This is a genomic window from Actinomyces israelii DSM 43320, assembly GCF_000711965.1.
GTDB lineage: Bacteria > Actinomycetota > Actinomycetes > Actinomycetales > Actinomycetaceae > Actinomyces > Actinomyces israelii.
Map to the genome: position 1 here is coordinate 91,722 of NZ_JONS01000013.1, position 17,776 is coordinate 109,497.

The following is a 17,776-nucleotide window of genomic DNA, read 5'->3' on the forward strand; positions in this document are numbered from 1 at the left end:
TGAATCCGCTGCTGAGCCGCAGACGTCGGGGGAAAGCGAGTGTCCCGGCCAGGGTGCCATTGTGACTGGCCGTACCCTGGCCCCATGCGCATCGCCACTGTCAACGTCAACGGCATTCGGGCCGCGGCCCGCAAGGGTATTTCGGGGTGGCTGAAGGCCAGCGCGCCCGATATCCTCCTGCTCCAGGAGGTCCGCGCGGACGAGGGGACGGCGTCCGGCCTCCTGCCCGGATACCGCTGCGAGGTCTGGCCGTGTCGTATCCGGGGGCGAGCAGGGGTCGCCGTCGCCGTGCGCGAGGACAGCGGGGTCGTTGTGGGGCAGGTTCGGCGCGGCGTTGCGGCGCAGGACGCCGTCGAGCCCGACGTCGACTCGGGCCGGTGGCTGGAGGTGGACCTCGCCGTGGAGGGCGCCCCGTGCTCCGAGGGCGCGGGCCGACACACGTTCACCGTGGTGTCGGCCTACCTGCACTCGGGCCAGCTGGGCACCGAGAAGATGGACCAGAAGTACGCCCACCTGGAGCTCGTGGACGCGCGCATGGCCGAGCTGCTGGCCTCCAGCGAGTCCGGCGGCCCCCAGGTCGTCATGGCCGGGGACCTCAATGTGGTCCGCTCCGAGCAGGACATTAAGAACTGGAAGCCGAACCACAACAAGACCGCCGGGGTCATGGACGAGGAGATCGCCCATCTGGAGGGCTGGTTCGCCGCCGGCTGGATCGATGTAGCCCGCCGGCTGGCACCGCGCGAGCAGGGGCCCTACACGTGGTGGTCCCAGCGCGGCAAGGCCTTCGACAACAATGCGGGATGGCGCCTCGACTACCAGGTGACCACGCCGCGCCTGGCCGAGCGGGCCTCCTCCTTCACCGTGGACCGCGCCGACTCCTACGCCTCCAGATGGTCCGACCACGCCCCCCTGGTCATTGACTACGCCTTCTAAGGGACTCGCCAGTAGGGGCGCCCCCTCGCCGAGATCGGTAGTACTCCGGCTCGAGATCGGTCGAAACCCGCGCCGAGATCGGTCCGCCCCCGGCCGCGCGGACCCGCCGGGCCGGCAGGACGGGCTCAGCCCGACGTCAACGGAAGTTCTTTCACGTTCCGGCCGGGCGCTCGGACGCCGCGGCACGTCCCTCTTACCCGCGTGGCAGCGGACGCGGGCCGGACCGGCCATGCGATGCGACAATGGGAGGGCCGGGCCGCACAGGTGTCCGTCAGAATGACATTGACCGTCCGCCCCTCCGGGACGCGAGTGGAGAACCGCGTGATTGCAGGCATCTCTTCAAGAGGTACAGCGCCTTGAGTCTCCAATGTCATTCTGACGGACACCCGCCTCCCGAGCCCCTGCCCCACGCACGGGTGCCGGGGCCGATCGGGCGGCCGTGCGGATGAGAACGTCGACCTCGGGGATGCGCGTTCCTGAGTGACTGACTCCGACGGTGCGCGGGCCGGGCGGGCGGCGCGCCCAACGTCAACGTCAGTCCGTCACGTGAACGTACCTTCCTCCCGTCCTTCTGGGGGTGGTGCTCAGCAGGATGGGAGAAACACGCTGGGAAGGTGCGTTCACGTTCCGGCGCGTCCCGAGCAGGCGCCCGAGGCGACCCTGTGCGCCTCCCGGCCGCTCCGCCGCCCGCTTCACCGAGGTCGGTGGTATTCCGGCTCGGCAGAGGAGAGCCGCCGGCCCGGCACGTGCACCCGTCAGAATCAGCCATCTAGCACGTGGGGTATGACGCCGAGTTGTAGATCTCAAAACCGCCATCCTCTTTGCCGTGAAGCGCGATCCAACGGTGAACGTAATCAGATGCCCCTAATTCACCCCTAGCCCCGCCGAGCGCACATATCATATCGCCGGCCTGGTAATCATTACTTTCGACGAATACGTAGGCGTGCCCCTGGGATCTGAGCTCGCTTTTACGGCCGTCGCTGAAGTACACAGTTCCTACGCCCTTACCATCAGGGGAGTTCGAGGAGGACAGAAGCACACACTCCTGGACCGAGCGTCCCGCTTCGAAATAAGCTTGGCGCAGAGCCTCTTTTTCCTGGAGGGCACTCGTAAGACCCGGTGACATCCATTGCGAGGCAGCACTGTCATCATGATTGGCGATAGCATCATAGGCTGCCTGGACGTCCTCGACCCTGGGCATGCGGACCTTCTTGTCCCCGCCTACCGTGTAGACGGCATCGGAGATCGTGTACCCGCGCGCCCCGCCCGCCCACGTGTAGAGGACCTTCGCGCTCCCGGAGTGGCGGGCGGCGTGGTAGCTCTCGTCGCCGTAGACGCCGATCTGGCTGATGGACAGCACGAGGTCGCCGGTCGCGGCATTCGCGGACAGCGCATCAATAGTGAGGTCATCGATATGGCCCTCAAGATCGCCCCGAAGCGCCCGCGGGTCAATGGCCGCCACCAGGGAGAGGCTCGAGTCGTAGACGACGATCGCGTCATCGGCGTAGGCGCCGCCGTAGGCGCAGCTAACGGTCGCAACGGCAACCGGCCGCCCATCGATGACGCTCGACGTCACCTCCTTGATCGTTGTTGCGGCCAGCGGCAGGTAGCTCCGATCGCCCGGTGGGGACTCAGCCTTGCCGCTGGTGAAGGTGACGGTCCCGATGGCGCCCTGGGTGGCGTCGCCGGGGTTCGTCCTGAGCGCGCAGATCTCGGGCACCTCAAGGGTCGCGTCGGACAGGTCCGCCTGGGTGGGGGCCGGCATGAACATGGCCATGGGCGAGCCCGCCCGCGAGGAGCCTCCGTCAGCAGACGCCGCATAGCCGTAGGCGCTCACGCCCGGGCAGCCCGGCAGCAGGAAGACAGTGGCCGCAGCAGTCAGCAGAGCAGACAGCCGCAACCGGAAAGGAGCAGTGGGGAGTCTCACAGGCACAGTCTACGCCCCACGAGCCCGCCCCCGGCAGAAGTCGCCCCCCTCAGACGCCCGGACCCACGGCCCATCAGGCCCGCCGGGCCCGGATGCACCGGTGGTCAGTCGCCTGCTGGCCCTGGGGTGTAGGCCTCGACGCTGCCGTCCTCCTGGCCGCGGAGCATGAGCCAGTGGGAGAACTCGTCGGACCGACTGCCCGCTCCGCCCAGTCCGCAGATTATGTCGCCGGCTTCGTACTGGTAAGAATTACCTTTGACGATTGTGGAGGGCGCACTGGGCTCGACGACGGCGCTGCCACCGCCGTCAAAGAACGCCTCGGGCTTGCGGCCGATCACGCTAATGGGCGGCAGAAGCCTGCACTCCCCGACAGTGGAGCCCTTCGGGAAATATGATTCTCGGACGGTGAGGCCGCTGTACGGCGCGTTATTATCGAGGGCGCTGATGAGCGCCGGTGCGGCCCACTGCGCGGCGGTGCCATCATCGTGAGCAATGACGGCATCGACGAAGGCCTGGACGTCCTCCGTCCTGGATATGCGGACCTTCTTGTCCCCGCCTACCGTGTAGACGGCGTCGGAGATCGTGTACCCGCGCGCCCTGCCCGCCCACGTGTAGAGGACCTTCGCGCTCCCGGAGTGGGGAGAAGCGTGGGAGCCCTCGTCGCCGTAGACGCCGATCCGGCTCATGGACAGCACGAGGTCGCCGGTGGCCGCATTCGCGGACACTGCGTCAATGGTGACGTCATCGACTCGTCCCTCAATGTCCGCGTGGAACACCCTGGGCTCAATGGTGGCGACCAGGGAGAGGCTCGAGTCGTAGGCGACGATCGCGTCGTCGACATAAGCACCGCCGTAGTTGCAGGAGATGGTCGCAATGGCGACCGGACGCCCGTCGAGAACGCTCGACGTCACATTCTTGATCGTCGTCCTGGCCGACTGCCTGTGCTCCGGAAGACTCGGTGGAGGAGCGGCCTCGCCTCCGCTGAAGGTGACGGTCCCGGTCGCACCCTGGGTGGCCTCACTCGGGAGCTTCTCGAGCGCGCAGATCTCGGGCACCTCAAGGGTCGCGTCGGACAGGTCCGCCTGGGTGGGGGCCGGCATGAACATGGCCGTGGGCGAGCCCGCCCGCGAGGAGCCGCCGGCCGCCGCGCTCGGGGAGGCACTGCCCGGGGCGGCCGGGGACGCACTGCCCGCCGCGCTCGGGGAGAGGGCCCGGCCTGGGGCCGCCGCATGGCCGTGGGTGCCCGCGCCCAGCACCAGGAGCACGGCGGCGAGAACGGCCGGCAGCGCGGGGAACCGCCGTCGGCAGGCAGCAGTGGGAGACCTCACAGGCACAGCCTATGCCTCAGCCCGCCCGGCGCTCGGCCGCCTCCACCACGTTGGCCAGCAGCAGGGCGCGCGTCATGGGCCCCACTCCCCCGGGGTTCGGGGAGAGCCAGGCCGCGACCTCATCGACGCCGTCGGCGACGTCCCCGGCGATGCGGCCCTTGCCGGTGACCGGGTCCACCACCCGCGCGACCCCGACGTCCAGGACGACGGCGCCGGGCGCCACCATCTCGGGGCGCACGATCCCGGCCGATCCGGCCGCGGAGATGACAATGCCGGCGCGCCGCACGTGCGCGGCCAGGTCGCGGGTGCCGGTGTGGCAGACCTCGACGGTGGCGTTGACGTCCTTGCGCCCCAGCAGCAGGCCGATGGACCTGCCCACGGTGACGCCACGCCCGATGACGCACACGTCGGCCCCCGCCAGGTCAATGCCGTGGCGGGTCATGAGCTCGATGCAGGCCCGGGGCGTGCACGGCAGCGGCGAGGCGATGGGCCCGGAGCTGCGCAGGACGAGGCGGCCCAGGTTGGTGGGGTGCAGGCCGTCGGCGTCCTTGTCGGGGTCGACGCGCTCCAGGACGGCGTTGGCGTCGATGCCGCCGGGCAGGGGCAGCTGGACGATGTAGCCGGTGCAGGCGTCATCGGCGTTGAGGCGGTCGACGGCGGCCTCCACCTCGGCCTGTGCGGCGGTGGCGGGCAGGTCGATGCGGATGGAGTCGATGCCGACCTGTGCGCAGTCGGCGTGCTTGCCGGCGACGTACCTGAGCGACCCGGGGTCCTCACCCACGAGCACCGTGCCGAGCCCTGGGGTGAGGCCGCGCTCGCGCAGGGCGGCCACGCGCCGCGCCAGCTCGGCCTTGATGGCGGCGGCGGTGGCCTTGCCGTCCAGGACCCGGGCCGGACCGTCCCAGGGCGCTCTCACTGGACCAGGCCCGGGTAGAGGGGGAAGGCGCCGGTGAGCGCGCGCACGCGGCCGCGCAGGCCGGCCAGGAGCTCGGCGTCGGCCCTGCCCGCGGCCCCGGCGACCAGGGCGGTGGCGATAATGTCGGCGACCTCGGTGAACTCCTCGGCGCCGAAGCCGCGGGTGGCCAGCGCCGGCGTGCCGATGCGCAGGCCGGAGGTGACGCGCGGCGGGCGCGGGTCGAAGGGGACGGCGTTGCGGTTGACGGTGATGCCGGCGTCGTGGAGGAGGTCCTCGGCCTGCTGGCCGTCCAGGGAGGACTCGCGCAGGTCGACCAGGACCAGGTGGACGTCGGTTCCGCCGGTCACCAGCCGGATGCCGGCGGCGCGCGCGTCGTCGGCCCGCAGCCGCTCGGCGAGGATGGCGGCGCCCTCGACGGTGCGGACCTGGCGGTCCTTGAACTCCTGGGTGCCGGCGATCTTCATGGCCACGGCCTTGGCGGCGACCACGTGCATGAGGGGCCCGCCCTGCTGGCCGGGGAAGACGGCGGAGCTGAGCCTCCGCCCCCACTGCTCGGCGCGGTTGGACAGGAGCATGCCGGACCGGGGGCCGCCGAGGGTCTTGTGGACGGTGGTGGACACGACGTCGGAGGCGGGCAGGGGGCTGGGGTGCAGCCCGGCGGCGACGAGCCCGGCGAAGTGGGCCATGTCGGTCCACAGGGCGGCGCCGACCTCGTCGGCGATGGCGCGGAAGGCCTCGAAGTCGAGGTGGCGGGGGTAGGCGGACCAGCCGGCGATAATGACCCGGGGCCGCTCGCGCAGGGCGGCCTCGCGCACCCGGTCCATCTCGATGCGCATGGTGGTCTCGTCCACGCCGTAGGCGGTGGCGCGGTAGTTCTTGCCGGAGAAGTTGATCCTCATGCCGTGGGTGAGGTGGCCGCCGTGGGCGAGCGACAGGCCCAGGATGGTGTCCCCGGGGTCGGCCAGGGCGTGGAGGACGGCGGCGTTGGCCTGCGCGCCGGAGTGCGGCTGGACGTTGGCCCACTCGGCGCCGAAGACGGCCCTGGCGCGCTCGATGGCGAGGTTCTCGGCGATGTCCACGACCTCGCAGCCGCCGTAGTAGCGGCGGCCCGGGTAGCCCTCGGCGTACTTGTTGGTCAGGACCGAGCCCTGGGCCTGGAGGACGGCGCGGGGCACGAAGTTCTCCGAGGCGATCATCTCCAGGGTGTCGCGCTGACGGGCGAGCTCGCCGGCGAGGACCTCGGCGATGTCGGGATCGAGCTCGGCCAGGGGCAGGTCGTTCAGGGCTGCTGCGGGCTTGTGGGGCTCTGTCATGGTTCTCCTCGATCTGCGCGGGCAGAGGCCGGCCGACGCTCCCCGGTGATGGCCACCTTGTCGCCAGTCGCGCACGGCGCGGTCAGTCTAGCGCCCCGCCGGTCCCGGCACGGGAACGCGCTCGGGGCGCGGGCGGGTCAGCCCCGGCCGAACCAGTCCTCCAGGCCGTCGGGCGCGCCAGCCCAGGCGAGGGCCTCGGCGAGCTCGTCGGGGCGCAGGAGGATCGCGGCGAAGGCGGCGCGCACGCGCTCGCACTCCTGGTCGTCGGCGACGCCGGTGACCACGAGGTGGCACCGGGGCCCGCCCGACTCGTCCGACTCGTCCGGCCAGAGCCCGGCGTCCCCCACGCTGACCACTCCCCCGACGACCTCCCAGGTGCACACGCGCCCGGGGCGGCTCGGCAGCCAGAAGCAGCCGCGCGCCAGCAGGCCGTGCCCGGCCAGGTCCTCGACCAGCTCGCGCAGCCGCCCGGGGTGGAAGGGCATCTTGCTGGACAGGTCCAGGGTGCGCACCCCGTGCTCGGCCGGACCGCCCCAGGCCCGGGTCGTGGCGGGGTGGACGCGGGCGACGGCGGCAACGGCGTCGTGGCGCAGGGCGAGCAGCTCGCCCAGGAGCGGGGCGTCCAGGCCGGGCAGCAGGAGGGTGTCGTGGGGTCGCAGGTGCTCCACCAGGTCGCGGCCGACCGGGTCCCGCCCGAGCGCGACGACGACGTCGGCGTAGCCGAGGGCGACCATGTGCAGCTCGCCCGCGCACTGGCCCTCGACGGCGGCGACGGAGCCGGGCGGCGCCTGGTGCGTAAGCAGGTCGCGGGCGGCGGTGTCGACGTCGATGACGTGGGCCAGGCCCGCGAGCGCCGCGCCGGGGATCCGGGCGAGGTCGTCGGCCAGGCGCGGGGCGAGGTGGATGAGCTCGACGCCGGGCGGCAGCAGGACGACGGTGGCGCCGTCGGGCTCCAGGCGGGCCCTGTCCTCGACGACGGCGAGCAGCACCTCTCGCAGGGAGCAGGTCCAGCAGTCCGTGGTGCGCGCGACATCGAGGACGGGCGCCGCCTCGGCGTCCCCGAACGGAACGTGCGCGGCGGTCAGGCGGATGAAGCCGTCCTCGAATCCGGGGACCTCCCGTCCGCCGGCGGCGGGGGCGCCGTCGTCGTGGAGCGAGGCGGTCAGGACGAGGGCGTCCTCGCCGTGGAGGGCGAGGGTGGTCAGGTCCACCAGCAGCGGGTCGACGGCGCTGACGAGTGCGAGGCAGTGCACGGCACCTCCCAATTGACTGTACTGAGAATCGTTTGCATATAGTGGACCCATGAGCCGCTATTGCCAAGTCACGGGAGCCCGGCCGATCACCGGCCACTCGATCTCCCACTCCCACCGCCGCACCAAGCGCCGGTGGCTGCCCAACCTCCAGCGCAAGCGCTACTGGGTGCCGTCCCTGGGCCGCACCGTGCGCCTGACCGTGAGCGCCAGGGGCATCAAGATCATTGACAGGAAGGGCATCGACGTCGTCGTGGCGCAGATGCGCGCGAGGGGGGAGAAGGTCTGATGGCCACCAGAGCAAAGGACCTGCGGCCCATTATCAAGATGGTGTCCACCGCCGGCACCGGCTACACCTACGTGACCCGCAAGAGCCGCCGCAACACCCCGGACCGCCTGGTCCTGCGCAAGTTCGACCCGGTCGTGCGCCGGCACGTGGAGTTCAAGGAGTCCCGCTGATGGCCAAGAAGTCCAAGATCGCGGCCGAGAAGCGCCGTCGCCGGGTCGTGGCGCGCTACGCCGAGCGCCGCGCCGAGCTGAAGAGGGCCGGCGTGAACCCGGCGCTCACCGACGCCGAGCGCCAGGCCGCCATGGCGGCCCTGCACGCCCTGCCCCGCGACGCGTCCCCCACCCGCCTGCGCAACCGCGACGGCGTCGACGGGCGCCCGCGCGGCTTCCTGCGCAAGGCAGGGGTCTCGCGCATCCGCTTCCGCGAGATGGCGCTGCGCGGCGAGCTGCCCGGCATCTCGAAGTCGTCCTGGTGAGGAGTAAGCCGACACCATGCGCCCCGGAATCCACCCCGACTACCACCCGATCGTCTTCCGCGACAAGAGCGCGGACTTCGCCTTCCTGACCCGCTCCACCATGACCTCGACCCAGACCATCGAGTGGGAGGACGGCAACGTCTACCCCGTCGTCGACGTCGACGTCTCCAGCGCCTCGCACCCCTTCTGGACCGGCAGGGGCCGGATCCTGGACACCGCCGGGCGCGTGGAGAAGTTCGAGCGCCGCTACGGCAGGCGCCGGCGCTGAGTCGCGGGCCCCGCCGCCCCTCCTACTCACCTGCACCTGCCCGCACCCGAGATCCGCACCCGAGAAAGGACGTCATGAAGGTCCGCGCCTCCATCCGCTCGCTGGCCAGGCAGCCCGGCAGCAAGGTCGTGCGCCGCCGCGGCCACACCTATGTCATCAACAAGAAGAACCCCCGCCTCAAGGCCCGCCAGGGCTGAGCGCCCGCCCTCCCCGCGCGGCCGGCCGCCGTGCGGGGAGGATCCGGGCGTAGACTGCGCATGTGACTTCCCCCACCCCCTCCCGACGGCGGCCGGCCGCGCTGCTGACCGCCCTGGCCACCGCCCTCCTCCTGCCCGCCTGCCACCTGGGAGCCGGCGGATCCCCCCATGCGACGAGCACGCCCTCCCAGCCGCCGGCTCCGAGCCTCGACGACCTGTCGAACGCGACCCTCGAGGTCCCCGAGATCTGCGCGCTCAGCAAGAGCACGGACGAGGCCGTCCGGGGCGCGACCGGAACCGTGACCCTCACCGACGGCAGGGCCACTCCGCAGCCGGGCTCCAAGGCGATCGACGCCGCCGTGACGAGCCTCAAGGACGTGACGGCGGGCGCGATCGACGGGCGCCCGGTGGCCGTTGCGACCATCACCTGCGCCTACGGCACCCCCTACGCCGACGACGTGATCGTCGTCTACGACTCCGACCTCTCCCTGGTCACCGCCATCGAGCCCCGGACGCTCCGCACGGACGTCCAGGGCCATATCGACGACATCACCATTGACGCCGTCTCCACGGACTCCGACGACGGGGACCTCGTGCTGTCCATCAGCCAGATCGGCGTCTACGGCGACGAGCCGTTCCACGCCGCCGTCCACTCCGGCAGCGCGTCGGCCACCTACACGTGGGCGGGCGAGGCGCAGGGGTACGCGGTCTCCGACGTCCTCTACACCATTGGCGACAAGAAGGTCCGCATGCCCGAGAAGGACGATGTCCAGGCCTTCGTCGATGCCGTGACCGCCCACGATGACGACAGGGCCGCGCAGTGGGCCACGAGGGACTTCATGAGCGCCCTCGACAGGCACGCGCCGCTCACCACCACGAGCGTGCGCGACTCGTACATCCCGAGGGGCTCCGCCGTCGGGGAGTGCGTGCTCCTGCCCTCCGTCAGCAAGCCGGACGGGCACGGCGTCAGCCATGTGTCCCTGAAGAACGGCGGCCAGACCTGGCTCCGCCCCGGCGCGGAGCCGCAGGTCGTCAAGGGCGCCTACTACCAGGCCGGCGACGTCCTGTGCACGGTGGACGGCCCGTCCGGCCCGTCCGGGAGCAGCTGGCTCATGCTCCGGGGCAAGGAGGACGGCGGCGTGGAGGTCTACACCGCGGGGCCCGAGGGCGACTGAGCCCGGCCCGGGTATGGCCCTCGCGCGCCGGGCTCAGTTGCCCGGCTGGAAGCTGCTCGCGGACAGGCTGCCCGGCGGCAGCTCGGTGAGGCGGACGTCGTCGACCCGCGCCCACCGGGGCCCGCGGTACAGCCAGGCGACCAGCTGCGAGACCGCGTCGGCCGGCCCCTGGACAAGGACCTTGACATCGCCGTCGGGCAGGTTGCTCACCCGCCCGACCAGGCCCAGGCTCTGCGCCTCCTCGGTGCAGTACCAGCGGAAGCCCACGCCCTGGACCTGCCCGGAGACGAGCGCGCGGACGGTGCGCACGCGGGCGCCGTCGTCGGGGCGGGCGGCGTCCGCGGCCGCCGATGCGTCCGGGCCGCCGGTGGCGGAGGGGGCGGGAGACGATCTGGAGCCGCGCAGGCGGGAGAAGAAGCTCATGCCCCGATTCTCGCAGGCCGCCGCCGTCGGCGTCGGGGAGTCGGGCGGCGAGGTCGCGCCCCGCCGAGCGGGGCCGGTCGGGGCGCTGAGGGGTCATGGGGAGCGCTGCCGTTGTCGACGGCGGTGACGCCCCCTAGGCTGGGAGCCGCGCTCACCGGCGTCGGGGCGCCCCGGCCGCGACGCGGCACGAGGCGCGGGAGGGAGAAGTGATGCACGCGAGGAACCGAGGCCAGCGGGTCGTGGTCTCCGCCGTGACCGCGGCGGCCGCGGCGCTGTGGCTGGGCGGACTGGCCGGCTGCTCCTCCACGAGCGACAGTACCGACGCCGACTACGTCAAGGTCTGCAAGGACCCCAGCACGGGAAAGCGCGTCGACGACGAGAGGTGCTCCGACGACACCGGCTCGTCGGACTCCTACCGCTCCCACCCGCACTGGGTCTACGTACCGACCTCGCGCGGCCGGTCGGTGAGCGCTCCGAGAGTCGGCGAGAAGGTGCCCTCCGGCTACAGCGACTCCAAGCCGCCGTCGAGCAGCAAGGTCACCACCTCGGGACGCTCGGGCGGCTCCTACTCGCGCGGCTCGGGCACCAGCCACGGGGGCTTCGGCTCCGGCTCGGGGTCCGGGCACGGATCGGGGTCCTGACGGTGCAGCGCATCCCCATGTCCCCGCGCCCGGGCTGGCGGGACACCGTCGCGCGCCAGGGCCTCGTCTTCTGCGACACCACCGATCCCCGCACGGGCATCACCACCAGCTACTGGAACGAGCAGGCCTGCTACGAGCTCACCATGGCCGAGGTGGACCTCCTGGAGATGGCCAGCGAGAACCTCCATCTCATGGCGCGGGACGCGGCGGGGTTCCTCGCCGAGGAGTCCCTCAAGCCCGGCTCGCCCTTCAACCTGGGCATCCCGCCCGAGGCGATCGAGTACGCCAGGGCCTCCCTGGAGCGTGACGACCCCTCCTTCTACTCGCGCTTCGACCTCATCTACTCCGGCAATGACGGCAACCCGCCGCGGATGCTGGAGTACAACGCAGACACCCCCACCGGCCTGCTCGAGGCCGCCCTCATCCAGTGGTACTGGCACGAGGATGTCCACCTCAAGGCGGGGCTGACGGGCTTCGACCAGTGGAACGGCATGCACGAGGAGCTCATCGCCCAGTGGAGGCGCATCGACGACCACCTGGGCCGCCGCCACGGCGTGCGCCCCCACATGTACCACTTCGCCTACACCGACGCCGATGACTCCGGCGAGGACCTCATGACCACGGGCTACATTATGGACACCGCCGTGCAGGCGGGCCTGACGACCACGCTGGTGGAGATGAGGCAGATCGGCTTCGACCGGGATGATGCGCGCTTCACCGACGGGGAGAACCTCCATCTGGAGGCGATCTTCAAGCTCTACCCGTGGGAGGAGATGATGTTCGAGGAGTTCGGCCCGATCATCTCCTCCCTCAAGCCGGACTACTGGTTCCAGCCCGCCTGGACGATGTTCCTGTCCACCAAGGCGCTGTCCGCGGCGCTGTGGCACCTCTACCCGAACCACGCCAACCTCATCCCCACCTACATGTACCCCGACGACGCGCGCGCCAGGCACGACACCATGGGCATGCCCGAGTACGTCATCAAGCCGCTGCACGCCCGCGAGGGCGCGAACATCGAGCTGCACGGCGAGGGCAGGCACATCGTCCAGCCCGGGGGCTGGGGCGTGGAGGGGTACGTCATCCAGGAGTTCTGCAGGCTGCCCGACTTCCCCGGCTCCGACCACCCGCACAACCGCCCGGTGCTGGGGACCTGGATGGTGGGCGAGGAGTGCTACGGCCTGGGCATCCGCGAGTCCGACGGGCCCATCACGGACTACTACTGCCGCTTCGTGCCCAACCGGGTCCGCACCTGAGGAGCCCCGCTGGACCCCGCGCCGTCGTCGCCCGCACCGCCCGCTCTGAGCGTCCCCCAGGGCACCGCCCTGGCCCTGTCCGCCACCGCGCCGTGGTACTCGATCATGGTCACCGCGCCGCTGATCGCCGCGCTGGTCGGCTCGGGCACCGCCGTCGTCTACGTCCTGGCGGCCGCGCCCGCGGCCCTCGTGGCCCGGGGCATGAGCGCCAACGACCGGCGCGACCCCGACAAGGGCAGCGTCTACACCTGGGTGCGGCGGCGCCTGCCCCGCACCGGGTGGTTCGCCGGGTTCTGCCTGGCCTCCACGGGTGTCATCGCCACCTCGGGCATGGCCTACGTGGCCGCCGACCTTCTGGCCCGGTCCGCCCCGACGCCGGTGAAGGCGGCCCTGGCGGCGGCGCTCACCGCCGTCGCCACTCTCATCGACCTGTACGGGCTGCACGTCATGGCGGTGCTGCAGTACCTGGCGGTGATCGCCGGGACCGGCGCGACGGTCGTGTGCGTCGTGCTCGTGGCAGGGGGCGCGGTCCGCCTCGCGCCGGTGACCGGGTCGCCCCTGGACTGGTTCCGCGCGGTCCTGCTCGCCGTCTTCGCCTACTGGGGCTTCGACGCGATCTTCGCGCTGACCGAGCAGACCGAGGTGGGCGCGCCCCGGCGCGTGACGGCCCTGACCATGGCCGCCCTGGTGACCTTCTTCGTGGTCGGCGGGACGGCCTACAGCGCGGTTGACCCGGCTCCCGTGACCGCCAACCCGGTCGTCAGGGCCGCCGTGGTCTCCTCGGCGGTCATGAGCCTGGGCTCCACGCTCATCCCCACGGCCCGCGGGATCGAGGCGATGGCCGACGCCGGCGAGGTCCCGGCCTGGGCGAGGACGCTGAGGAGCGCGTCCTGCTCGACGACGGCGGTCACAGTCGCGTCAGTGGCCTGGACCGGCCTGCTGTTCGTCTCCGAGGGGCTCTTCGACGACACCATTGAGGCCCTCAGCGTGCTCGTGGGGCTCTACTTCACGACCAGCTCGCTTATCGCGGCGCTCCACGGGAGGTCCGGGCGCGAGCGGGCCGGCCAGGCGGTCTCTGTGGCCCTCATGGCCGTCATCACCGCCGCCGTGGCGATCCAGATGCTCGACCCGGCCTACGGGGTGACGGCCGTGGGAGGAGTCGGAGGTGTCGGGCTGATCGTCGTCGGCCTGTGCCTGACCGGCGGGGCGGGAGCGCTGCGCTACGCCCCGGGGCGGGGAACCGGGCGGAGCGCTCGACGAAGCGCCCGGACGCCGGGGCCCGGGCCGGCGGATGGCCCCGGTCGCTCCTTCGTGGCCGGGCTCCGAACGATCCGCGTCCGGCCGGAGGACGGCGTCTAGGCTGCGTGCCATGAGCACACCCGTCACGCCGTCCGCCTCGTCGGCAGTCTCCCCCGCCGCCCCGGATCCCGCCCACCTCGTCCTGTCGCTGTCCTGCCCCGACCGGCCCGGCATCGTCCATGCCGTCTCCGGGGCGCTGGCGCGCCGCGGCGGGAACATCACCGAGTCGAAGCAGTTCGGCGACGAGGACTCCGGCCTGTTCTTCATGCGCGTCCAGGCCATGACCACGGTGCCCCGCGAGGAGCTGGAGAAGGACCTCGCCGAGCTCGCCGAGACCTACACGATGACCTGGAGCCTCGACGAGGTCGGCCGGCCCCTGCGCACCCTGATCATGGTGAGCAGGGAGGGGCACTGCCTGACCGATCTCCTGTTCCGGGCCCGCAGCCAGGGCCTGCCGATCGACGTCGTCGGCGTGGTGGGCAACCACGAGGACCTGCAGCCCGTCGCGGAGTTCTACGGGGCGCCCTTCGCCTGCGTGCCCGTCACGCGGGACACGAAGGAGGCGGCCGAGGCCGAGCTGCTGCGGCTGGTCGGCGAGCTCGACGTCGAGCTGGTGGTCCTGGCCCGCTACATGCAGATCCTGTCCCCCGCCCTGTGCGAGAGGCTGCACGGGGCCGTCATCAACATCCACCACTCCTTCCTGCCGAGCTTCAAGGGCGCCAACCCCTACCGCCAGGCGCACCAGCGCGGCGTCAAGCTCATCGGCGCCACGGCCCACTACGTGACGGCGGACCTGGACGAGGGCCCGATCATCGAGCAGGACGTCGCCCGCGCCACCCATGAGGACACGGTCGCCTCCCTGCGCGCCAAGGGGCAGGACGTCGAGCGCCGCGTGCTCGCCCAGGCGGTGCGCTGGCACGCCGAGCACCGCGTGCTGCTCAACGGCCAGCGCACCGTCGTCTTCGCCTGAGCGGCCCAGCTCCCCCTCCCCCTTCGCCGAGATCGGTCGAGTTCCGCACCGAGATCGGTTCACTTCCGCACCGAGATCGGTCCAGGCGCCCGCTGGACGGCCTGGTTGGCGCCGCAGAAGCGCCGGAGCGACCGGACCTCAATCGGTTCCACGTGTCGGCCTCCGGCGGGGTGGTCAGCGCCCTGGTGAATGCCACTGTGTTCGCGCGCAGGTAGCCGACGCCGCAGGTATGCCGGGTCGTGGCCGCCATCGAGGTGCCGCTGGGAAGCTGTGTCGCCCTTCGCCGTCTCCGCCCGCATGTAGTCGACCGGGTCGAGCAGCCGCCGGCACTGTGCCTTGATCACCCTGACCCGGTCCACCTCACCGCACTGGTCGCAGAAAGTCGGGCCCGCCGAGCCTGCTCGGCCGGCGAGACGACGCCGACCGTAGCGTCCGGGGCGGTGAGCGGGGAGAACCGGTAGATCGCGTAGGCGACGTCGCGGAGGCGGGGTCCGGGCGCGCGGTGTCGAAGTCGATCAGGCCGACCAGGCGGCCTCCATCGAAGATGCAGTTGTACAGCGCAAGGTCCCCGTGGCAGATGACCTCGTACGGCTCGACCGCCTCCAGCAGCCGGCCGTTGACCACCTCGGTCGGTCTGCCATCGGGGTCCTCGGGAATCTTGTTCGCATTCCCTCTCCGATCTTCCGACATCCTACGTGACCGGGCATCCTCGGGTTCACAGCCTCAACAGCGCCACCGGGCCAATTTATCGTTGACGGCCTTGCTCCTTGCGGCGGTGCGCCATCGGCGTGCAGCCTACTCGTTCCTTGAGGGTGGCGCCCACGGCTGGGCCAGGCACCCGCCCAGCGCACCCTGGTCCTCCCCACCCGGAGGGCGAATGCCGTAGCTCTCCAGGTGGTCGGCGGGACTGGGCGGAGGCGTACCGGGGTGCCGCGGCCCGGGGGCGAGGAGGATCGTCTCCCCTCCGTCGTGTACGGGCACCCGCGGGCCGCCATATCGATAGCCTCGTGCTTCTCGCTCACCCCCGCACCCTCGCGAGGAACGCCACTGCTTTCTCAGGCAGCTCGCCCCGCCACTCCGGGCGTTGCGCAGCCAGGCGCGCAGCCTCACGGTCTCAGCCGACTCGCTGCGGAAATCCTCCTCACCCCTGGGCGGTGGAATGATCCCTGCGGTACCTGCCCACCCAGCTCACCACTCCTCTGGGCCGGCAGACCACTGACAAGCAGCCACCGACGCGATCGTCCGGCCCCTTCACCCGCGATCTCACGCACAACCTGCACCCCGAGCTCATCCGAGTACCACGCTCTCGACACAATCCCACCCTGTCCCGCCACCAGAACACCGGGTCCCCACTGTCCGAGAAAAACCACTCACTCCACCTTGGGCTGCCGGGCATGTCTCGGACAGTGATGGAAAGTAATCCGTATTCGAGAAGCGAGGTTGAATCGGCTCATGGCAGCGCAGAGACTTGGCAGTGAAATGGCTGGAATTAAACAAAATGGTATTCTGGGGCGGCTGCTGCGGGATTCCTGGTTGGCGTCTGCGGAGCATCTCGCACGAGGACTGCCTCGTGCAGGTCGACGTGACGGACGAGGAGAGGGGCGTCCTCATCAGGTGGAGGAGGCGTTCGGACACCCTGCAGGCTTGTGAGGATTGAGGGCGGGGGCGGTTGTGTGCGCTGCCCGCGGCGTTGGCCTGGATACTGTCACGGAGGTGGTCGAGCGGGCCGAGGAGGCGGTACGCGGGTGGCTTTCTGAGTGGCGGCAGGCCAGGCTGGGCCCTCGTGGTAACCGGTCACGCCGTGGGCGGGAGCGCGGCGAGGCTCAAGCGGGCGCAGAAGGGAGGAGCTGGAGGAGACCCTGAGGAGACCGCCGTCGGAGGCGGGCGCCGGGGCCGGCTTCTGGGACGTCCCGGCCCCTTGAGGACGTCGCGTCCATCAAGCTCCGGCGTCGAGTACAGGTCCGAGTCCTCCTGACCTGCTGCTCATGCGCCTTGTCGGGCATGAGCCTCAAGCTCCCCGACCCGTCCAGGGGGGCGCCGCGACGAGAAGGCCATCGCCAGGCGGATGGCCCAGATCCGGCGCCAGGTCAACGATCTGCTCCAGGACGGATGGGAGGCCTGGCGCCGTCGACGAGGTCCGCGCCCGCCACGAGGCCGAGACCCGGCGCACGCGGCCCTCCCCAGGGGGAGGGCAAGACTGTACGTGGACCGGGCGAAGGCGAGCAGGTCGTTCCTCGGGGCACCGGGCCTGACGACCAGGACAATGAGGACCCACCCGATCCAGGGAGACCAGGACGCCGAGCAGACCCGCCCCCCATGAACGGGTCGCCCGGCGCGCGAGACCGACGAGGGACAAGGAGGACCGCGGCCGTCCCGGACAACACCAGGCTCCACCACGCCAAGGCCCTGACCGACCTATACGCACCCGGCCAGGAGCCAGGACGCATCACACCCATCCACCCCATCTACACACCCCCCTACGCCCCCGACCCCGGGGTCCCACCAAGCACGCACAAGACGCCGCCAGAGCCAACACCGCCAACCCCCGCCCACCCGCCCCGCAGAACACCCTCGCGCCCCTACCCGCCTACACCACCAACCACACCCCCGACCACGACGTCGAGCACCCCCCAGTCACACCACCACACACCGACCTTGTTTAACTCCAGCCATATCTGCTTTTCTCCGCGGGCGTGGGATTCATTCAAGTCGGCATCTCGCTCGACCGGGGTGACGACCATCACCTTTCCCGTATTTGCGCGAAGCAACTTGCAACGAGACGCATACAGCTCGACGTCGACGACATAGAACGGCTGGAGTGGCACGGACCACCAGAACCATTCGAACCAGTACGTGTGAGACTGGACTCCTTGCGCGACGGAGGGCTCATCAGACTCGTCATGCATGGACAGCCTCTGTTCCTGAGTGTTGAAGCCCGCACATGCACCATTTCCAGATCGCTATACGATCAACGCCGAACAAAAGTGTAGCTCATTTACATAACTCACAAGATATGGCGGTGAGGGCCGCGAAGGTGTTCTCCGGGGCGAGCGCGCGGAGGTTGGCGATATTGTTCTTGGCGGCGTTCCACACGTGTTCTGTGGGATTGTGGTCGGGGG

At 70.9% G+C, this 17,776-nt stretch carries 19 protein-coding genes; 11 read left to right on the forward strand and 8 right to left on the reverse strand.

Annotated elements, in window-relative coordinates; genetic code table 11:
- The first annotated feature begins 84 nt into the window (after positions 1-84).
- Positions 85-933: an exodeoxyribonuclease III gene (locus O145_RS06125; RefSeq protein WP_043561103.1), complete on the forward strand. Its 849-nt coding sequence runs from the start codon at positions 85-87 to the stop codon at positions 931-933.
- 769 nt (positions 934-1,702) lie between these two features.
- Here the strand turns inward: O145_RS06125 and O145_RS06130 are convergent.
- The 5 genes from O145_RS06130 to O145_RS06150 form a co-directional block, all read right to left on the reverse strand.
- Positions 1,703-2,860, reverse strand: a complete 1,158-nt coding sequence (locus tag O145_RS06130) for a hypothetical protein (protein ID WP_156966621.1) — start codon at positions 2,858-2,860, stop codon at positions 1,703-1,705.
- 104 nt (positions 2,861-2,964) lie between these two features.
- Positions 2,965-4,188 (reverse strand): hypothetical protein, encoded by a 1,224-nt coding sequence (locus O145_RS06135; protein ID WP_156966622.1) that lies wholly within the window; start codon positions 4,186-4,188, stop codon positions 2,965-2,967.
- Between the two features lie 16 nt (positions 4,189-4,204).
- The gene (locus O145_RS06140) at positions 4,205-5,104 is read right to left on the reverse strand and encodes a bifunctional methylenetetrahydrofolate dehydrogenase/methenyltetrahydrofolate cyclohydrolase (protein WP_043561111.1); all 900 of its coding nucleotides are present in this window, start codon (positions 5,102-5,104) and stop codon (positions 4,205-4,207) included.
- On the reverse strand, positions 5,101-6,417 hold the full coding sequence (glyA, locus tag O145_RS06145) for a serine hydroxymethyltransferase (RefSeq protein ID WP_043561114.1): 1,317 nt from the start codon (positions 6,415-6,417) through the stop codon (positions 5,101-5,103). Before glyA ends, O145_RS06140 begins: the two co-directional genes overlap by 4 nt.
- A gap of 137 nt (positions 6,418-6,554) precedes the next feature.
- The gene (locus O145_RS06150; protein WP_043561116.1) at positions 6,555-7,670 is read right to left on the reverse strand and encodes a GTP-binding protein; all 1,116 of its coding nucleotides are present in this window, start codon (positions 7,668-7,670) and stop codon (positions 6,555-6,557) included.
- A gap of 49 nt (positions 7,671-7,719) precedes the next feature.
- Here O145_RS06150 and rpmB point away from each other — a divergent pair, with 49 nt between their 5' ends.
- From rpmB to O145_RS06180, 6 genes are all read left to right on the forward strand, one after another.
- Entirely contained in the window at positions 7,720-7,956 is a 237-nt protein-coding gene (gene rpmB / locus O145_RS06155; RefSeq protein WP_043561118.1) for a 50S ribosomal protein L28, read from the forward strand.
- Positions 7,956-8,126, forward strand: coding sequence for a 50S ribosomal protein L33 (gene rpmG, locus O145_RS06160; RefSeq protein WP_043561122.1), 171 nt, complete (start codon positions 7,956-7,958; stop codon positions 8,124-8,126). The genes rpmB and rpmG overlap by 1 nt, the downstream gene beginning before the upstream one ends.
- Positions 8,126-8,431, forward strand: coding sequence for a 30S ribosomal protein S14 (gene rpsN, locus O145_RS06165; protein ID WP_043561126.1), 306 nt, complete (start codon positions 8,126-8,128; stop codon positions 8,429-8,431). The genes rpmG and rpsN overlap by 1 nt, the downstream gene beginning before the upstream one ends.
- Before the next feature lie 16 nt (positions 8,432-8,447).
- Positions 8,448-8,699: a type B 50S ribosomal protein L31 gene (locus tag O145_RS06170; protein ID WP_043561128.1), complete on the forward strand. Its 252-nt coding sequence runs from the start codon at positions 8,448-8,450 to the stop codon at positions 8,697-8,699.
- Positions 8,700-8,773: 74 nt separating this feature from the next.
- Entirely contained in the window at positions 8,774-8,896 is a 123-nt protein-coding gene (gene ykgO / locus O145_RS06175; RefSeq protein WP_043561131.1) for a type B 50S ribosomal protein L36, read from the forward strand.
- Between the two features lie 62 nt (positions 8,897-8,958).
- Positions 8,959-10,071, forward strand: coding sequence for a hypothetical protein (locus O145_RS06180; RefSeq protein WP_043561133.1), 1,113 nt, complete (start codon positions 8,959-8,961; stop codon positions 10,069-10,071).
- A 33-nt stretch (positions 10,072-10,104) separates the two neighbouring features.
- Here the strand turns inward: O145_RS06180 and O145_RS06185 are convergent, their stop codons facing one another.
- On the reverse strand, positions 10,105-10,494 hold the full coding sequence (locus tag O145_RS06185) for an acylphosphatase (protein WP_084682416.1): 390 nt from the start codon (positions 10,492-10,494) through the stop codon (positions 10,105-10,107).
- Positions 10,495-10,703: 209 nt separating this feature from the next.
- Between O145_RS06185 and O145_RS06190 the strand changes: the two genes are divergently transcribed.
- The 4 genes from O145_RS06190 (at position 10,704) to purU (ending at position 14,657) form a co-directional block, all read left to right on the forward strand.
- Positions 10,704-11,135 (forward strand): hypothetical protein, encoded by a 432-nt coding sequence (locus O145_RS06190; protein ID WP_043561136.1) that lies wholly within the window; start codon positions 10,704-10,706, stop codon positions 11,133-11,135.
- 17 nt (positions 11,136-11,152) lie between these two features.
- Positions 11,153-12,388 (forward strand): glutathionylspermidine synthase family protein, encoded by a 1,236-nt coding sequence (locus O145_RS06195; protein WP_229118385.1) that lies wholly within the window; start codon positions 11,153-11,155, stop codon positions 12,386-12,388.
- 105 nt (positions 12,389-12,493) lie between these two features.
- Complete coding sequence (locus tag O145_RS06200) at positions 12,494-13,747, forward strand: APC family permease (protein WP_229118386.1); 1,254 nt, start codon at positions 12,494-12,496, stop codon at positions 13,745-13,747.
- A gap of 10 nt (positions 13,748-13,757) precedes the next feature.
- Positions 13,758-14,657: a formyltetrahydrofolate deformylase gene (gene purU / locus O145_RS06205; RefSeq protein ID WP_043561141.1), complete on the forward strand. Its 900-nt coding sequence runs from the start codon at positions 13,758-13,760 to the stop codon at positions 14,655-14,657.
- Between the two features lie 360 nt (positions 14,658-15,017).
- On the opposite strand, the gene O145_RS18995 is transcribed toward purU, so the two are convergent.
- On the reverse strand, positions 15,018-15,347 hold the full coding sequence (locus tag O145_RS18995; protein ID WP_229118387.1) for a phosphotransferase: 330 nt from the start codon (positions 15,345-15,347) through the stop codon (positions 15,018-15,020).
- Positions 15,348-17,236: 1,889 nt separating this feature from the next.
- The gene (locus tag O145_RS06210; RefSeq protein ID WP_043561144.1) at positions 17,237-17,563 is read right to left on the reverse strand and encodes a hypothetical protein; all 327 of its coding nucleotides are present in this window, start codon (positions 17,561-17,563) and stop codon (positions 17,237-17,239) included.
- Between the last annotated feature and the right edge of the window lie 213 nt (positions 17,564-17,776).

What these genes read in the sequence shown, in the direction of transcription:
- O145_RS06125 (WP_043561103.1), top strand. Translation starts at nt 85, where the DNA reads ATGCGCATCGCCACTGTCAACGTCAACGGCATTCGGGCCGCGGCCCGC.
- glyA (WP_043561114.1), bottom strand. Translation starts at nt 6,417, where the DNA reads ATGACAGAGCCCCACAAGCCCGCAGCAGCCCTGAACGACCTGCCCCTG.
- rpmB (WP_043561118.1), top strand. Translation starts at nt 7,720, where the DNA reads ATGAGCCGCTATTGCCAAGTCACGGGAGCCCGGCCGATCACCGGCCAC.
- rpmG (WP_043561122.1), top strand. Translation starts at nt 7,956, where the DNA reads ATGGCCACCAGAGCAAAGGACCTGCGGCCCATTATCAAGATGGTGTCC.
- rpsN (WP_043561126.1), top strand. Translation starts at nt 8,126, where the DNA reads ATGGCCAAGAAGTCCAAGATCGCGGCCGAGAAGCGCCGTCGCCGGGTC.
- O145_RS06170 (WP_043561128.1), top strand. Translation starts at nt 8,448, where the DNA reads ATGCGCCCCGGAATCCACCCCGACTACCACCCGATCGTCTTCCGCGAC.
- ykgO (WP_043561131.1), top strand. Translation starts at nt 8,774, where the DNA reads ATGAAGGTCCGCGCCTCCATCCGCTCGCTGGCCAGGCAGCCCGGCAGC.
- O145_RS06185 (WP_084682416.1), bottom strand. Translation starts at nt 10,494, where the DNA reads ATGAGCTTCTTCTCCCGCCTGCGCGGCTCCAGATCGTCTCCCGCCCCC.
- O145_RS06190 (WP_043561136.1), top strand. Translation starts at nt 10,704, where the DNA reads ATGCACGCGAGGAACCGAGGCCAGCGGGTCGTGGTCTCCGCCGTGACC.
- O145_RS06195 (WP_229118385.1), top strand. Translation starts at nt 11,153, where the DNA reads ATGTCCCCGCGCCCGGGCTGGCGGGACACCGTCGCGCGCCAGGGCCTC.
- O145_RS06200 (WP_229118386.1), top strand. Translation starts at nt 12,494, where the DNA reads ATGGTCACCGCGCCGCTGATCGCCGCGCTGGTCGGCTCGGGCACCGCC.
- purU (WP_043561141.1), top strand. Translation starts at nt 13,758, where the DNA reads ATGAGCACACCCGTCACGCCGTCCGCCTCGTCGGCAGTCTCCCCCGCC.
- O145_RS18995 (WP_229118387.1), bottom strand. Translation starts at nt 15,347, where the DNA reads ATGTCGGAAGATCGGAGAGGGAATGCGAACAAGATTCCCGAGGACCCC.
- O145_RS06210 (WP_043561144.1), bottom strand. Translation starts at nt 17,563, where the DNA reads ATGCATGACGAGTCTGATGAGCCCTCCGTCGCGCAAGGAGTCCAGTCT.